13 protein-coding genes are annotated in these 15443 nt (G+C 51.9%); 5 read left to right on the forward strand and 8 right to left on the reverse strand.

Annotated elements, in window-relative coordinates; translation table 11 throughout:
• Positions 1-3 precede the first annotated feature (3 nt).
• Positions 4-534: a 23S rRNA accumulation protein YceD gene (gene yceD, locus P4S53_RS19190; protein WP_027253513.1), complete on the reverse strand. Its 531-nt coding sequence runs from the start codon at positions 532-534 to the stop codon at positions 4-6.
• 231 nt (positions 535-765) lie between these two features.
• On the opposite strand from yceD, the gene P4S53_RS19195 reads away from it, so the two are divergent.
• Positions 766-1347 carry a Maf family protein gene (locus tag P4S53_RS19195; RefSeq protein ID WP_337113945.1) on the forward strand — a complete coding sequence of 194 codons (582 nt, stop codon included), beginning with the start codon at positions 766-768 and terminating at the stop codon, positions 1345-1347.
• Positions 1348-1365: 18 nt separating this feature from the next.
• Here the strand turns inward: P4S53_RS19195 and rluC are convergent, their stop codons facing one another.
• On the reverse strand, positions 1366-2310 hold the full coding sequence (gene rluC, locus P4S53_RS19200; RefSeq protein ID WP_337113946.1) for a 23S rRNA pseudouridine(955/2504/2580) synthase RluC: 945 nt from the start codon (positions 2308-2310) through the stop codon (positions 1366-1368).
• A 464-nt stretch (positions 2311-2774) separates the two neighbouring features.
• On the opposite strand from rluC, the gene rne reads away from it, so the two are divergent.
• Positions 2775-6053, forward strand: a complete 3279-nt coding sequence (rne, locus tag P4S53_RS19205; RefSeq protein ID WP_337113947.1) for a ribonuclease E — start codon at positions 2775-2777, stop codon at positions 6051-6053.
• A gap of 115 nt (positions 6054-6168) precedes the next feature.
• Here the strand turns inward: rne and P4S53_RS19210 are convergent, their stop codons facing one another.
• The 3 genes from P4S53_RS19210 to P4S53_RS19220 all read right to left on the reverse strand — a co-directional run bounded on the left by P4S53_RS19210 (position 6169) and on the right by P4S53_RS19220 (position 9169).
• The gene (locus P4S53_RS19210) at positions 6169-6654 is read right to left on the reverse strand and encodes a low molecular weight protein-tyrosine-phosphatase (RefSeq protein WP_337113948.1); all 486 of its coding nucleotides are present in this window, start codon (positions 6652-6654) and stop codon (positions 6169-6171) included.
• Between the two features lie 163 nt (positions 6655-6817).
• A complete protein-coding gene (locus P4S53_RS19215; protein ID WP_337113949.1) occupies positions 6818-7669 on the reverse strand; it encodes a universal stress protein in 852 nt (283 codons plus the stop codon).
• Positions 7670-7678: 9 nt separating this feature from the next.
• Positions 7679-9169, reverse strand: a complete 1491-nt coding sequence (locus P4S53_RS19220) for a SulP family inorganic anion transporter (protein ID WP_337113950.1) — start codon at positions 9167-9169, stop codon at positions 7679-7681.
• Positions 9170-9457: 288 nt separating this feature from the next.
• Between P4S53_RS19220 and P4S53_RS19225 the strand changes: the two genes are divergently transcribed.
• Entirely contained in the window at positions 9458-9790 is a 333-nt protein-coding gene (locus tag P4S53_RS19225) for a YnfA family protein (protein WP_161456524.1), read from the forward strand.
• A 188-nt stretch (positions 9791-9978) separates the two neighbouring features.
• Positions 9979-10536, forward strand: a complete 558-nt coding sequence (locus P4S53_RS19230) for an NADPH-dependent FMN reductase (protein ID WP_337113951.1) — start codon at positions 9979-9981, stop codon at positions 10534-10536.
• Between the two features lie 107 nt (positions 10537-10643).
• Here P4S53_RS19230 and P4S53_RS19235 read toward each other — a convergent pair whose 3' ends face one another.
• Positions 10644-11072, reverse strand: coding sequence for a glycine zipper 2TM domain-containing protein (locus P4S53_RS19235; protein ID WP_337113952.1), 429 nt, complete (start codon positions 11070-11072; stop codon positions 10644-10646).
• Between the two features lie 216 nt (positions 11073-11288).
• Here P4S53_RS19235 and cobO point away from each other — a divergent pair, with 216 nt between their 5' ends.
• The gene (gene cobO, locus P4S53_RS19240; RefSeq protein WP_337113953.1) at positions 11289-11894 is read left to right on the forward strand and encodes a cob(I)yrinic acid a,c-diamide adenosyltransferase; all 606 of its coding nucleotides are present in this window, start codon (positions 11289-11291) and stop codon (positions 11892-11894) included.
• Here the strand turns inward: cobO and P4S53_RS19245 are convergent, their stop codons facing one another.
• Both P4S53_RS19245 and P4S53_RS19250 read right to left on the reverse strand, forming a co-directional pair.
• Positions 11895-12938 carry a metal-dependent hydrolase gene (locus P4S53_RS19245; RefSeq protein WP_337113954.1) on the reverse strand — a complete coding sequence of 348 codons (1044 nt, stop codon included), beginning with the start codon at positions 12936-12938 and terminating at the stop codon, positions 11895-11897.
• A gap of 154 nt (positions 12939-13092) precedes the next feature.
• A complete protein-coding gene (locus P4S53_RS19250) occupies positions 13093-15312 on the reverse strand; it encodes an AsmA family protein (protein ID WP_337113955.1) in 2220 nt (739 codons plus the stop codon).
• Positions 15313-15443: the final 131 nt, after the last annotated feature.

The raw sequence follows: 15443 nt of genomic DNA on the forward strand, positions 1-15443 counted from the left end.
ACCCTACTCCTTATTACTTTTACTCAAGTTTTTTAATACTGCAAACGGATTCGGACGCTCATCAGCAACAGGGATCTCACCGAAGCTCATACCTGATGCAGTGACTGAACAGTCAGCTTCATCATGCATTGGCACTTGCGGTAACTCCAGAATCAGCTCATCTTCGATGAGTTGAAGCAGATTGATCTCACCATTTTCGTCGACTTCAGCCGGCTCATAAGCTTCCGGAAACTCATCTGCTTCCTCGGGTCTGAGGAGCGGACTATAACAGAAATCCACACTGTAATGGTGTTGGAATTCTTCCTGACATCGCTGACAGGTTAACATCACATCGACATCAGCATGCCCGCGCATGAATGCGATATGACGCTGGTCAAAGTCAAATGATAAGATGACGTTTGCATCACTTAAAACGCTGGAAGCCGATTCAGCCAAACGCTCTAAAAGCTCGGCTTTGATGATGCCATCATAGTCGAGCTTTTTTTGAGCAGCGCGGACCGGATCTACCGTCAGCGGCAATTTTACCTTTTGCATAGGGCGCGAATATTAGCCTTCTAATTGGTTTGAGTCAAAGGAAATGTGTCCGAAATCCCAGCTTTTGACCATTTCCCCCCAGGGGGTTTTCATTGCCTGTCCAAGTCCATGGTACGGCAGGTATAATAAGGTTGGTTCTGAGTTAAAACTAGCGTAGATTTCAGCTTATTGCTCCCCCTATCGCTGGGAGAAAAAACGCACTGAACACACCTACACACATTGAGTCAAACCATGAAACAACCGCTACTTCTGGCTTCCACTTCTCCCTTCCGCCGCAGTCTGCTGGAGAAGTTCGGTTTACCGTTCGACTGCGCATCACCCAATATCGATGAAACACCGTTTCCTGATGAATCGGCTGAAACACTGGTCAAGCGGCTGGCTGAAGCCAAAGCCCGTGCATGCCGGGCAGAACATCCGTCCCATATCATCATCGGCTCGGATCAGGTCTGCGTCATTAACGACAAGATCGTGGGTAAACCTCATATCTCAGAGCAGGCCTGTGCCCAGCTCGCCGCCGCCAGCGGTCAGACAGTCACGTTTTATACAGGCCTGTGCGTCTATAACGCTCAGACGGACACCAGCGACGTCATCTGCGAGCCCTTTCATGTGCATTTCCGCATCCTGACGCTGGCTGAGATCCAACGTTATGTTGAACGGGAGCAACCTTTACAGTGCGCCGGCAGCTTCAAAAGCGAAGGCTTGGGTATCGCCTTGTTTGACCGCCTGGAAGGCCGGGATCCCAATACCCTGATCGGTTTGCCTCTCATCTGTTTGCGGGAGATGCTGTCCCGACAGGGTATTGACGTCCTTTGAATGCATTAACTGAGTGCATCAACGCTGGCGAAGCGCCTCCAGCGTTCTGTTGAGCATGGCATCCATCGGGGCATTGAATTCCACTTTCTCACCCGAGTGCGGGTGCTCAAACTGGATATTCGCTGCATGTAAAAAGAGACGGTTCAGCCCGGCCGTCTTGGTATACGCATCAAAACGCGGGTCACCGTATCTGTCATCCCAGGCAATGGGGTGACCTGTGTACTGACAGTGCACACGGATCTGATGCGTACGGCCTGTGACCGGACTGGCCTGCACCAGCGTCGCCTCTTGAAAACTTTCCAGGACTTTAAAACGTGTATCAGACGCTTTGCCGTTCGGATTGACCCGAACAATACTGTTGACTTCGTTTTTCAGCAGCGGAGCGGTGACTTTACGGCACTCTTTCGGCCACTGCCCCATGACTAACGCAAAATAATATTTCTGAACCGTTTTCTGCCTGAACTGTTCCTGAAGTTTACGCAGGGCTGAACGTTTCTTTGCGACCAGCAAAATGCCTGAAGTATCTCTGTCTATCCTGTGTACCAACTCCAGAAAACGGGCATCCGGGCGCAACGCCCGCAGCGCTTCGATGGCACCAAATTTCAGGCCACTGCCACCGTGTACAGCGGTACCTGACGGTTTATTGAGGATAAGCATGTGCTCATCTTCGTAAATGATGCAATTTTCCAGCTCAGCGACTTTGTCCAGTTTGGTACTGACAGGCGCCGCTGCTTCTTTCTCTGGCAAGGTCACAGGCGGTACTCTCACCAGATCCCCTTCCTGGAGTTTGTACTCCGGTTTTATCCTTTTTTTGTTTACTCGCACCTCACCCTTACGCAAAATCCGGTAAATCATACTTTTGGGCACGTTTTTCAGTCGGGCACGGAGAAAATTATCAATCCTTTGCCCGGCAAAATCATCAGCAATCGCGATGAATTGCACTTTTGGTTTGTCATCTTTCATAGCCCAAGATTCTATCACGGCTATAAAGCAGATTGCCGCAAAAAAGTCACCCTGCTATGATTGCAGTCTGGAATAGGGAATTTCCCACTTTCCGTGCCATGACGGTCATATTTTCGTCATGATGAATGTTTTTTATCCTGCTCTGCTTGGCGTCGCTGCAATAGGCGTAAGACGATAAGTCATGCAGAGTCATTATTAGTGTTCCGATTGCAGATTTTTTATCGGTGTTAGAGATACAACCGCGATGACGCGGTGTTACCGGCTGAGTACCGTAGGGTCTTAAAGCCACTTTTAATGGTCTTATACCATCTTTAAGTACAGCTGGCAGATACGTGTAGCCATAGAGCACTCCTGAAACATCCAACCGTGAGGTTGCAACCGTAAATCAGACTTGGGGTCAGGCAGCATCGGTAGAAAATCCAATATTGGCTCACTAAAACAACGACAATAAATGAGTACACAGAATGAAAAGAATGTTGATCAACGCAACTCAGAAGGAAGAGTTGCGCGTCGCATTAGTGGACGGTCAAAAGCTATTCGATCTTGATATCGAAAGCCCAGGACACGAATCTAAGAAAGCAAATATCTACAAAGGCCGCATTACCCGTATCGAACCTAGTCTTGAAGCAGCTTTCGTCGACTATGGTGCCGAGCGTCACGGTTTCCTCCCTCTGAAAGAAATTGCACGCGACTACTTCCCAGCCAACTACACCTATCAGGGTCGTCCTAATATCAAGGAAGTACTGAAAGAAGGTCAGGAAGTGATCGTTCAAGTGGATAAAGAAGAACGCGGCAACAAAGGGGCTGCGCTGACAACCTTTATCTCTCTGGCGGGAAGTTACCTGGTACTGATGCCAAACAACCCTCGTGCCGGCGGTATCTCGCGCCGAATCGAAGGGGAAGAACGCACACAACTGAAAGCCGCACTGAGCACCCTGCAGCTACCCGATGGCATGGGCCTGATTGTACGTACTGCGGGCGTGGGCAAATCCGCTGAAGAGCTGGAGTGGGATTTAAACGTACTGCTCAATCACTGGAGTGCAGTGAAAGAAGCCGCCGATGCCCACCCTGCCCCATTCCTGATCCATCAGGAAAGTAACGTGATTGCCCGTGCGATTCGTGACTATCTGCGCCGTGATATTGGCGAGATTTTGATCGACAGCCCGAAAATCTTCGACCGCGCCCGTGATCACATCAAGCTGATCCGTCCTGATTTTCTGCCTAAAGTAAAACGTTACGAAGGCGAAGTGCCGCTGTTCAGCCACTATCAGATTGAAAGCCAGATTGAATCAGCTTTCCAGCGTGAAGTACGTCTGCCTTCCGGTGGTTCTGTGGTGATTGACCCGACAGAAGCCCTGACTTCTATCGATATCAACTCTGCCCGCGCCACGAAAGGTGGTGATATCGAAGAAACCGCGCTGCAGACCAACCTGGAAGCGGCCGACGAAATCGCCCGTCAACTGCGTTTGCGCGACTTAGGCGGCCTGGTGGTTATCGACTTCATCGATATGACCCCGGTTCGTCACCAGCGTGAAGTGGAAAACCGCCTGCGCGAAGCCGTGCGAATGGACCGTGCCCGCGTGCAAATCGGCCGTATCTCCCGCTTCGGCCTGCTGGAAATGTCGCGTCAGCGTCTGAGTCCTTCTCTGGCTGAAGCCAGCCACCATGTCTGCCCACGCTGTACAGGTACAGGTGTGGTCCGTGATAACGAGTCGCTGTCTCTGTCTATTCTTCGCTTAATTGAAGAAGAAGCACTGAAAGACAACAGCTCTCAGGTACAGGCTATCGTGCCGGTTGCTGTTGCGTCCTATCTGCTGAACGAAAAACGTCGCTCTGTTCAACACATCGAAAAATATCACGATGTAAGAGTGGTGATTGTGCCTAACGCTGATATTGAAACACCGCATTTTGAAGTGCTGCGTGTGCGTACCGGCGAAGAAAAAGACACCTTGTCTTACCACATTCCGCAAGTGCTGGAAGCCACACGTGAGACAGAAGCCGCGGAAGCGGCGCCGGAGCGTGCAACCAAGAAACGTGAAGAGCCCGTTCTGCAAGGATTCACTGCGCCAAAAGCACCAGCGCCGGTTGTGAAGCCTGCCCCTGCTGCAGTCTCTGAGCCGACGGTCAAAGCTGAAAGCAAGCCGGGTCTGTTCCAGCGTCTGTTCAGTGCGCTTGCCAGCCTCTTTAGCAGCACCTCTGAAGAGAAGCCGGCAGAGAAGCAAGAGACAACACCTGCCGTACGCCAGGATAACCGACGTGACAACCGTCGTGATAACCGCCGCGGCAAAGACGGCAGCCGTCAGGGCCAGAGCCGTAACCGTCAGGATGATGATCGCGATTCACGCGATGCTAAAGCTGGCGAAAAAGGTCAGCGTCAGCAACGTCGTCGCAATGAGCGTCCGAAGCAAGAGCGTAACGCTCAGGCTGAAAAACCAGTGAAAGCGGCGGCACCGCGCACCATCGCTGACGAAGAAATCAAAGAGCAAAAACGCCAACGCCGCGATGAAGTGCAAAAGCAACGCCGTAAGGAAAAGCAGCAACAAGCTGAAACGGCAGAGGCCATTGACACAACAGCGGAAGCGATCACCGACAACGTTGAGCAACCCAAGACCGAGAAGGTAAAACAGCGTCGCCAGCGTCGCCAGCTGCATAAGAAGATCCGCCTGGAATCTGCAGAACTGCAGCCAGCCGGTGACACAGAGCAAGCACCTGCTGCGGTCAGCGAGAACAAGCCAAGCCGTGTTAAGAACGTCGGTATCGAAATGGCCAAAGAAGCCAACTCTGCCGCTGAGCTTGAATCTGCCGATGTACAGCCGGAAACAGATGCTCAGGAAGGTCAGGAAGGTCAACGCCGTAACCGCCGCTCACCGCGTCACCTGCGTGCCAGCGGTCAACGCCGTCGCCGCATTCGCGATACACGTCCTCAACAGGATGAAAACCAGGTCGATCAGGCCGTCTCTGATGCCATTACCCATGCGGTAGAAGAAGTGTCTGACAGCCTGGGCGAAATGGAAAACGTGGTCTCCATTGTTGAGCGCCCCAAGCGTCGCCCAACGACAGGTGTGGCGTCTCCTGAAATGGCAATGGGTAAAGTCTGGCCTCGTCACGACAAGCCTGCTGTCCATGCAGAAGATACTGCCGCAGAAGATAGCGCCGCAGTCACTGAAACTCTTGCAGAAGCAGTACAGACTGAGCAACCCGCGACAACCCAGACTGCATCTCTGAGCGGTGTGGCTATGCCGGAACTGGCAATGGGTAAAGTCATGCCACTTCGTCAGCCTGCAGCGCAAAGTGAACCAGCGCAAGCCAGCGTTGAGCAAGCTGAAACGGCACCTGCAACTGTGGCTGAAGCACCGGAAACCACCCAGGTTTCTGAAAGCCCGGCTACCGACGCTGATGTTGCCGAGCCTCTGGTCGCAGAGACTGTCACTGAAGCTGTCGCAGAAACTGTTGCGAACAAGCAGGCAGAAGAAGCCAGTCCGCAAGAGAGCATTGAACAGCCTGTTGTGGCCCAAGTGACAGCTGCCGTTAAGCAGCAAGTGACGGCAAGCTCACCTCGCGGGATTCACAGCGTGTCTCCGATGACCAAGGCCCCTGCTCCGCAGCAAGTACTGGATACGACACCGGTCGCGATTGCACCGTTACGTGCCAGTCTGATGCAAGCCCGTCAGGCAGGTAGTCAGACAGCAACGAACATTGCTTCAGCGCCAATGACCAAAGCGGCCTCAGAGACACAAGAGTAATTCTGATACCGCCATGAAAATAAAAAGCCATGCATTTGCATGGCTTTTTTACTTTCTGTGTCCCGAATGAACGGACCTCTCCAGCCTGGCCACCTCACTCAGAGCCACACACAGCTCACGCTAAATCACCTTTTTTCATACCGGCAACTATCCTGTCCGCAGCAGCTTCGATTAAATCCAGCACATGCTCGAATCCTGCCTCGCCGCCATAGTACGGATCCGGGACTTCATCTTCCTCTGCTTCTTCGGCAAAGTTGAGCAGCAAGGACAGCTTAGACAAGTATTCTGCCGGACAGATGGCTGTCAGATCAGACAAATTCTGTCTGTCCGCAACCAGAATTAAATCAAACTTATCAAAATCACCAGCAGCTATCTGACGGGCACGAATCCCCTCAAAACTGTATCCTCTGGCTTCTCCGGCAGCACGCGCACGGCTGTCCGGCCGTTTTCCTTGGTGATATCCAATCGTTCCTGCAGAATCGATCTCAACCTCAACCCCCGCTTCCACTGCCTTGGCACGCAACACAGCCTCTGCGGTCGGCGAGCGGCAAATATTGCCCATACAGACGAACAGCACGGACGGTTTTCTTTTCTCTGGCATCCATTTCCCTCATCAGCTTATCTTTATGCTTGATACAGAGTACGCATCCCTGTCAGATAAAAGCAATATCCAAACAATCACCACCGCCATAGGCGGTGTTTTAGCGATCAAAAAAAGGGAGCGAAATCGCTCCCTTGGTCTGAGTCTCGGATGTTTCTCTGTGTTATCTGATTAACAGCACAGGGACAGTGGCATCAAGCAGAAGCCGGGTGGTATGACTGCCGACAAAGAACTGGCGCAGCTGAGAGTGACCGTACGCCCCCATCACTATCATGCCAATCGCTTTTTCCTGTTGATATTGCAAAATCGCACTGCCGACTGATCCCGTCAGGCACACCTGAGTGACGGTAATGCCAGCATTGGTCAGGGTCTTCGCAGCAGATTCAAACGCATCGCGTTTATTGTCTGCATCCTCGACCATCACCAAGTGGCACGTCATGCCTTTCAGTAACGGGGTATCAATGGCTTTCTGCACCAGCTTCTGGCTGGTTTCGCTGCCATCGAACGCCAGCAGGTACTCTGTCGGTTCACTGAAATCGCCGTTTGCGATCAGGGTATGGGTAGAGAATGCCCGCACCACACTTTCCAGCTGTGAACCAATCGCCTTGGCATCTTTCTGGTGTAATTCGCCGGATTTGCCCAGCACCAATACCCGAATCTCGGGTTCCAGTTCCAGTAGGGTCTCAACAAGGTGGCCATGCAGTTGCTGCTTTACCACAGCAGGGACGCCAGTGTCTGTGACCAGAGATGCCAGATCATTGAGCAAAGCTTTACTGTGCTGGATTTCCAGTCTGGAGCGCTTCTCATCCAGCTCACTGAGCTCTTTCAGTAACGCTTCGCGGCTACCCAGACCAATGGTCCCGGAGAGCTGCGAGTCAGCCTGATACCTGTCTTTATCCAGCACGTGCAGCAGTTTTAACGGCGTATCCAAACGCCTGGCTGTCCAGGCGGCCAGTTCCACCACAGCATTCGAGTAATGCTGACCGTCTATACATGCGGTTATATATTGCGTCATGATATCTCCTTAATGGCCGCCCATCAGTTTTTCAACATCTTCTGGCTTGTCATGAACACCAAATTTATCAACGATGGTCGCTGTTGCTTCATTCATACCGATAATATTGACCTGGGTACCTTCACGGCGGAACTTCAGTACGGCTTTATCCAGTGATGAGACAGCTGTGATATCCCAGAAGTGGGCCGATGACAGGTCAATAGTGACACGCTCCAGCACTTCCTTGTAGTCAAAGGCGGCGATAAATTGATCTGAAGAGGCAAAAAAGACTTGTCCCACAACGCGATAGGTTCTTGCTTCGCCGTTTTCTTCCAGCTCGCTCTTCACCACCATAAAGTGGCCGATCTTGTTGGCAAAAAACAGGGCCGCCAGCAGAACACCGACAAACACACCGATCGCAAGGTTGTGTGTGGCCACAACCACAGCGACAGTCGTGACCATCACGATATTGGTCGACAGCGGGTGTGACTTCAGATCTTTAATGGACGACCAGGAGAAAGTACCAATAGAGACCATGATCATGACCGCAACCAGCGCTGCCATTGGGATCTGCTTGATCCAGTCACTGAGAAAGACCACCATGATCAGCAGGAACAAGCCTGCGATAAAGGTTGATAACCTGCCACGGCCGCCGGATTTGATATTGATCACCGACTGGCCAATCATGGCGCAACCGGCCATTCCGCCCAGAAAGCCGGTGGCAATATTGGCAATCCCCTGACCTTTACACTCGCGGTTTTTATCGCTGCCGGTGTCGGTGAGATCATCCACGATTGTGGCTGTCATCATGGATTCTAGCAAACCCACGATGGCCAGACCAACGGAGTAAGGCAGGATAATCCATAAGGTTTCCAGATTCAGCGGCACATCCGGCCACAGGAAAACAGGCAAGGTGTCAGGCAACTGCCCCATGTCGCCAACCGTGCGGATATCAATCCCAAAGGTCAATGTGACGGCAGTAATAACCAGAATACACACCAGCGGCGAAGGCAGAATTTTGCCGACATAAGGCAAATAAGGGAACAGATAGATAATCCCCAGCCCGGCAGCCGTCAGGGCATAAACATGCCAGGTGACATTGGTCAGTTCAGGTAGCTGAGCCATAAAGATCAGAATCGCTAATGCGTTCACAAATCCCGTCACCACCGAGCGGGACACAAAGCGCATCAGATCACCCAACTTCAGATACCCGGCTGCGATTTGCAAGATACCGGTGAGTACTGTGGCTGCCAGCAAATACTGCAAACCATGCTCTTTGACCAGAGTCACCATCAGCAGTGCCATGGCACCGGTTGCCGCGGAAATCATGCCAGGGCGGCCGCCGGTAAACGCAATGATGACCGCGATACTGAATGAGGCATACAGGCCGATTTTTGGATCAACCCCGGCAATAATGGAAAAAGCAATCGCTTCTGGAATAAGAGCCAGTGCAACTACAAGCCCGGACAATACATCACCACGCACATTGGAGAACCAATCGCGCTTTATCGTTTCTATCATAAAATTTCTCAAAAAATTGTGTAAACAAGAGGTTAGAAAGATGAGAGGGTGGCTTGTCGGCTAAGGCGGCGTAATTGACATCTGTCTCTCCATAGTGAGCAAAAAGTGTGATCCTATTCACTCCTTTCGACCTAGTCAATAAAAATGCCTTTTTATCCAATCTGCTCGGGATCAAACGCAAGCTCAGTAAACCGGATGAAAAGTCTCCGCAGTCTCAGCAAATTCCCCCTAACTGAAGCTGTTATGGTTAAATAGCAGCAGATTATCCACACACTGAACATTCGCCCCATGACAGAACTGAAAACCCTGATGCTGTTTTTATTCACCGCACTGGCAGAAATTCTTGGCTGCTACCTTCCCTATTTGTGGCTCAGAGAAGGCAAATCCATCTGGCTGCTTTTTCCTGCCGCGATTTGTCTGGCGATATTCGCCTGGCTTTTGTCTTTGCACCCCACAGCGTCCGGCCGGGTATACGCTGCTTACGGCGGGGTTTATATCTTCGCTGCCATCTTCTGGCTATGGCTGGTTGACGGCATCCGCCCGACATTTTGGGATCTGCTCGGTGCGTCTGTGGCCATCACGGGCATGTGCATCATCATGTTTGCCCCCAGGCATACATAGATATTTGCATATAATAGATGTTGTCATCCGGTAAGGCTGATACGTCTCTGTCAGTCCTGAATGCCCGCCGGGCCTCAAATCGGATTGCAACAGCATAAAAAGTACTTTGCTCTTCGTCATTTACAGCAAATCAACACTACACTTGAACATTGACGTCACTAGCCTGTGTCAGTATTCAAGGAATAGTTATGAAAAAACTACTGATCATCTTCGGCAGTACCCGGCCGAACCGTGGTGGTTTACCAGTCGCTAACTGGGTGGTACAAGAAGCAGAAAGTGCAGCACAGTTTGAAGTGGCATTTGCTGATCTGAAAGCAGTGAACCTGCCCTTACTGGATGAGCCTGATCACCCTGCTCAGCAAAAATACACCCAAGCACATACGAAGCAGTGGAGCCAAACCGTTGCCGCGGCAGACGCCATTCTCTTTGTAACTCCGGAATACGACTATTTCCCGCCTGCCGCACTGGTGAACGCCATCCAGTTTCTGGCCAAAGAATGGGCAGGAAAACCGGCCGGTATTGTCAGTTATGGCGGAGTGTCCGGCGGGCTGCGTTCAACCCAGGCCTTACGGTTGTTGCTGTCAGGCGTCGGTACGCTGACTCTGTCGGCATCTGTACCCATTGCTTTTTACAATCAATACATTAATGACGAAGGCGTGCTACAAGCCAATGACGCGATGCACAAAGGGCTCGCTGGCTTGCTGACGGAATTGCAAAGAATGGCTGAACTGGTCGCTAAGACATAAACACCGGCCAGATCCTGTCATCCGACAGATCAGCCAGGCCGCAATATCGCGGCCTGGCTACTCGAGAATTGTGAAATCTTATCTAAATTTCAGTATTAAAGAATGGACTACTGAGGCACGACCCGTGCGGTTCTGCCGGTAACATTAATCCGTACTTTCTGCCCAACCCGAAAAAGCATATTCGGATCAACAGCCTGGACGATGGCAATGGTTTCGCCTGAATCAAGTTTAATCGTCAGATTTACCCCGTTACTTTCCGACAGATTCTGTGAGGCTTTATTCCCGGCATAACCACCCAGTAATCCCCCACCGATAGCCGCTATGTCTGAACCGCTGCCGCCACCGATTTTCGAGCCCAGTATCCCGCCAACGGCTGCACCTGCTATCGTGCCAATGACATTCTGCTCACCTTCTAAGGTCACAGGATCAATCTGGACAATCGTGCCGTATTTCACTTGCTGAATTTGTTGTGCCTGAGATCGGCCGTAGCTGTTACCGTAAGGGTTTCTTGCGCAGCCGCTCACTGCCAGCGCCATAATAAAAAAACAAAAAGGGCATATTTCACAACGTCACCTTCTATACCTGCCAAGGGGTCACGCTAGAAGTATAGCAATCCCTGTTTTCTTCCATTGACTAAGGAATGAGAGAGTCTGGACGACATTAAACCGCCAATCCCACTTGCGTCTTCTGCCTGCCTCGAACACAATCACCTCTTTTCTTTTCCGCAGGCACGCCAACATAAAGAGGCAGTTATGGCAGACGAACACAAGAAACAGGATCGTTACAAAACCCGGCAGCAAAAAGTCAAAGATGAAGTCGATGCCCGAGTGGCTGCCGCGCAGACTGAAAAAGGTATTTTGCTGGTCATTACCGGTAATGGGAAAGGGAAGTCCACCTCTGGTTTTGGCACGATAGCCCGCGCGGTCGGTCATGGTCAGAAATGCGGTGTTGGTCAGTTTATCAAAGGCACCTGGGACAATGGCGAAAGAAATCTGCTCGAACAGCACGGTGTGACATTTGCCGTCATGGGCACAGGATTTACCTGGGATACGCAAGACAAAGAAGCCGATACACTCGCAGCACAGACCACCTGGACTGAATGTAAAAAGATGCTGACAGACGCCAGCTATGACGTGGTATTGCTCGACGAACTGACTTACATGCTGACTTACGGCTATCTGGATATCGATGACGTGCTGAACACGATTGCGCAGCGCCCACCGGAGCAATCCGTGGTGGTCACAGGCCGCGCGGCTCACCGTCGCCTGACTGACATGGCCGATACCGTTTCAGAAGTCCGCAACATCAAACACGCCTTTGAGAGCGGTATTAAAGCCCGCAAAGGCGTAGACTGGTAATCAGGACGGCGGCGCCGAATGATGACAGGCCTCAGACACATGGCAGAGGTCTGCATCAATATCCTGATTGCCCAAAAGACGCAGCCACAATGAGGGGAGATGTTTGATCCGCACTTGCGGGCTGTTCAATTGCACCGGCAGCGGGAATTGCCAGTCTGAATACTTCTCCCGGCTGGCAAACACAAACCGGAACGGCAGATAATCCACCATGCCCAGACGCAGATCGGTGGCGATGATCTGGCTGCCGTTCTCTTCATAGCGAATGAACTGGCGGGTAAAACGTTCAAGCGCCTGTAATGTTGAAGGCTTATCAGTCAGTGGCCAGCGGCCGCGGTCTTTCTCCAGAAAGTCCACCGTATCTGACTCATCCAGCAGTGACGATAACCCTTCCCAGTAGCTGTCCTCGCCCAGCACCACAATTCGCCATAACACGGTATTAAAAGGGGTTGGCGAAACAAATACCGGTTTACCTTCCAATGGTGTTCCTGCCACCTGGTTCTCCACTCTCTGCTCAATGATCTGCATCGCCACAACCGACCAGATCAGGTACAGACTGGACAGAATCACCCCGGCTTGACACAAACGGGCAATACGATCACGCCACATGAATGACGCCAGCAAGGTCACTAACAGCGGCAGGGTATACAGCGGGTCAATGATGAAGATACTGGACACCGCCACGCTGACAGGCAGCGGCCACAAGAGCTGAGTGCCGTAAGCGGTAAAAGCATCCAGAATAGGATGGGTGATTAAACAGGCCGCGATCAGGCCCCACAACCGTAAGAAACTAAATGAGGTGGCTGGCCGCCATCTGTGCCAGCACCACGCCAGCAGCAATGAGAACGGAAACAGCACAAAAAGAGAGTGGCTGAACCCGCGATGCTTCACCATATCCGAAACGGGATCGCCATAATCGATGACGACATCAAGATCCGGCACCGTGCCCAGCATAGCACCGGCCACCAGTACTTTGGGTGAAGCTTTTCGGCCGGCTATCATACCGGCAACCGCAGCGCCCAACGCCGCCTGTGTCACTGAATCCAAGGTCACTCTCCATGATTTTTTGCTGATTGTACCAAACCGCTCAGTCAGAGATAGCCCAACTACATTATCAGTAACAAAATAGCGGCAGACATAAAAAGGGCCAGCGGTTTACCCGGCTGGCCCTGATCACATTGACTTGTTCGCAAACTGCGCGTTAGTTAAACAGTCCTTTCAGCAGCTTATCCGTGGCTTCTTTGACTTTATCATCACTGGCTTTATCACCCAGCAGTTTATCCAGCCCGCGTTGCACTTCCTTGTTGGCCTTTTCTTCCAGCCTGTCGGCTTCTTTTTTGGCTTTCGCTTCCAGCTCTTTCGCCCGCTTATCCAGCTCGCTGTTCCGTTTCACCAGCTCTTTAAAGTTGATGGCATAATCTGGTGCCTGCCAGGTGCCGGTAATATCAAGCGGCACTGTGATATCCGCGACTTCGTCTACCGATTTACCGCCCTGTCCTTTACTGGTGGCCACCACAGAGGTGTCAATCTGAAACGCCAGTGACTGCTCGGTCAGATCCGTATTCCCTTTACCCTCAACACGCAGCAGAGGCGAAGCCAGATGCATATTATTGGTCGCCGCTTTGCCGTCCTTCAGCATAAAGGTCGCCGTCAGCGCAGAGAAATCTGTCTTTTTCGGCTCGTTCTGTACTGTATCAGACTGACCTTTCAGCTTGGCCTTGGCTTCACGGATCATCTTGGCAATATTGATCCCGTTCACCGCACCATCGGCAAAATTGATGGCAACTGTCCCGTCCAGGTTCTTCTTCAGCCGCGACTCGGCCAGACCTTTGCCTGCCACTTCAACATCAATGTTACCCGTGCCCGCCAAAATATCATTGTCGGCGACATCAACCAGCAAAGGCTGTACCTGTACCCCTTTGATGGCATTGCTGATCTGGTAAACCGGCAAAGAACCGTTCGCATCCAGTCTGGCTGTGGCGGATATTGTCCCGTCGTACAGCTGGGCGGCAAACTTGTTGAGAGAAAACACCCCATTTTTAATCGCTATCGCCAGATCAACATTGTTCAGCTTGGCGTTTGCCGCCACAAAGCGCTTCACCGTCACAGTGCCGTCGACATCGAACTGTTTCAAGACCGACAGATCAGGCTCCTGTTCGCTGACAGTCGCACTGCCAGCCGGTGCAGGTGCCGTGTTTGCGGTCTCTGACGGCTTGGCTTCCTCATTTTCTGCAGCCTCTGCGTCGCCACCAGTCCAGTTGTCGACATTAATCTCCTCACTGCTGAGCGTAAAACGGATCACCGGAATATCCGCCTGTTTGAAAGAAGCATCACCGCTCAACGCCAGCTCATCCGCCTTCACCGTCAATCCGCTCAGGGTCGCCAGCGCGGCTTTGAGATCGTATTCAGCATCGCCAGACACGGCCACTTTCATCGTCGGTCGGGGCAGAGCCGCACCTTCGAGATCAGAATTCAGATCCAGCGCCTGCAGAGAAATGTTCGCCTTATCCTGGCTGACCCTAATCCGGGTTTTACCCTCAGCCTTGAAGGCAAGATCAGGGATTTCCCCCTTCGCTGACAGGGTCACCTCGCTCCACTCGCCCAGATTAAAGGCATCCAGCTTCAGGGTGACATTCTCCAGCTGAGTGCCGGCTTCTGTCATGCTGGCGGACAATTCGGTGTTTTTCAGCGCCGCGTTATCCAGAGTTTCCGCCAATTGCAGGCTGGTTTTACCCTGGACAGAAAAGCGCATCGCACCGTTTTGACCCGCCAGATCAAAATTCAGATCCGCCCATTCTCCCGGCGCAAACTGGCTCAGATTCATGTTCAGCGAGTCCAGCGCAGTGACAGTGCCTGCCTGATCGTCCCGCAAACTGACACTGGCATTTTCAAGCGCGATGCCTGCCAGACTGATCACCCACTTCTCTCCGGTTGCTGTTTCGCCTTCAGCCACCACTTCACCCTCACCTGACACTGTCGGCTGCGCCTCAGTTTCCCGGGAGTCAGACGCCCTGTCTGCAGCCGGTTTATCGCCACCTAAGCCATCCAGGTTACTGACGCCATCTTTGCGCGTCTGAATAAACACACGGGCATCTTTGAGCGTGACCTGGCCAATTTCCAGCCGGTTAGACAGCAGCGGCAGTACAGACACAGACACCCCCGCTTCATTGAACTGAACCAGGTTGGTTTCATCAAAACCTGCCGGATTACGAAATTCGGTCCGGCCAACCGCGAAACCCATGCTCGGGAAAAAACGCCAGCCGATATCGCCTTCAATAACCAAATCACGGCCAGTGGCCTTCTTCACCTGTTCCGCAATCAAAGGCTTAAATTGGTTCGGGTCGACCAGCGTCACCAGAACGCCAATCGCCACCACCACAACCAGCACGATCGCCAGCAGTACATAGAGAATTTTTTTCATTGTGTCCTCGGAGTGTGTGCCATGTTGAACAAGATTTATTGACCTGTGACACACTAAAAATGCCAACAAAAAATGTCAAAATACCTGATTTATTAAAGCAAAAAATAAGGCCACCGTTAAGGTGACCTTAT

The sequence above is a fragment of the Photobacterium sp. Hal280 genome (genome assembly GCF_037162255.1).
GTDB lineage: Bacteria > Pseudomonadota > Gammaproteobacteria > Enterobacterales > Vibrionaceae > Photobacterium.

Excerpts from the sequence above, each read along its gene's own strand:
- P4S53_RS19230 (WP_337113951.1), top strand. The coding sequence starts at position 9,979 with ATGAAAAAACTACTGATCATCTTCGGCAGTACCCGGCCGAACCGTGGT.
- P4S53_RS19250 (WP_337113955.1), bottom strand. The coding sequence starts at position 15,312 with ATGAAAAAAATTCTCTATGTACTGCTGGCGATCGTGCTGGTTGTGGTG.
- P4S53_RS19235 (WP_337113952.1), bottom strand. The coding sequence starts at position 11,072 with ATGGCGCTGGCAGTGAGCGGCTGCGCAAGAAACCCTTACGGTAACAGC.
- rne (WP_337113947.1), top strand. The coding sequence starts at position 2,775 with ATGAAAAGAATGTTGATCAACGCAACTCAGAAGGAAGAGTTGCGCGTC.
- rluC (WP_337113946.1), bottom strand. The coding sequence starts at position 2,310 with ATGAAAGATGACAAACCAAAAGTGCAATTCATCGCGATTGCTGATGAT.
- P4S53_RS19215 (WP_337113949.1), bottom strand. The coding sequence starts at position 7,669 with ATGACGCAATATATAACCGCATGTATAGACGGTCAGCATTACTCGAAT.
- P4S53_RS19195 (WP_337113945.1), top strand. The coding sequence starts at position 766 with ATGAAACAACCGCTACTTCTGGCTTCCACTTCTCCCTTCCGCCGCAGT.
- P4S53_RS19220 (WP_337113950.1), bottom strand. The coding sequence starts at position 9,169 with ATGATAGAAACGATAAAGCGCGATTGGTTCTCCAATGTGCGTGGTGAT.
- yceD (WP_027253513.1), bottom strand. The coding sequence starts at position 534 with ATGCAAAAGGTAAAATTGCCGCTGACGGTAGATCCGGTCCGCGCTGCT.
- cobO (WP_337113953.1), top strand. The coding sequence starts at position 11,289 with ATGGCAGACGAACACAAGAAACAGGATCGTTACAAAACCCGGCAGCAA.
- P4S53_RS19210 (WP_337113948.1), bottom strand. The coding sequence starts at position 6,654 with ATGCCAGAGAAAAGAAAACCGTCCGTGCTGTTCGTCTGTATGGGCAAT.
- P4S53_RS19225 (WP_161456524.1), top strand. The coding sequence starts at position 9,458 with ATGACAGAACTGAAAACCCTGATGCTGTTTTTATTCACCGCACTGGCA.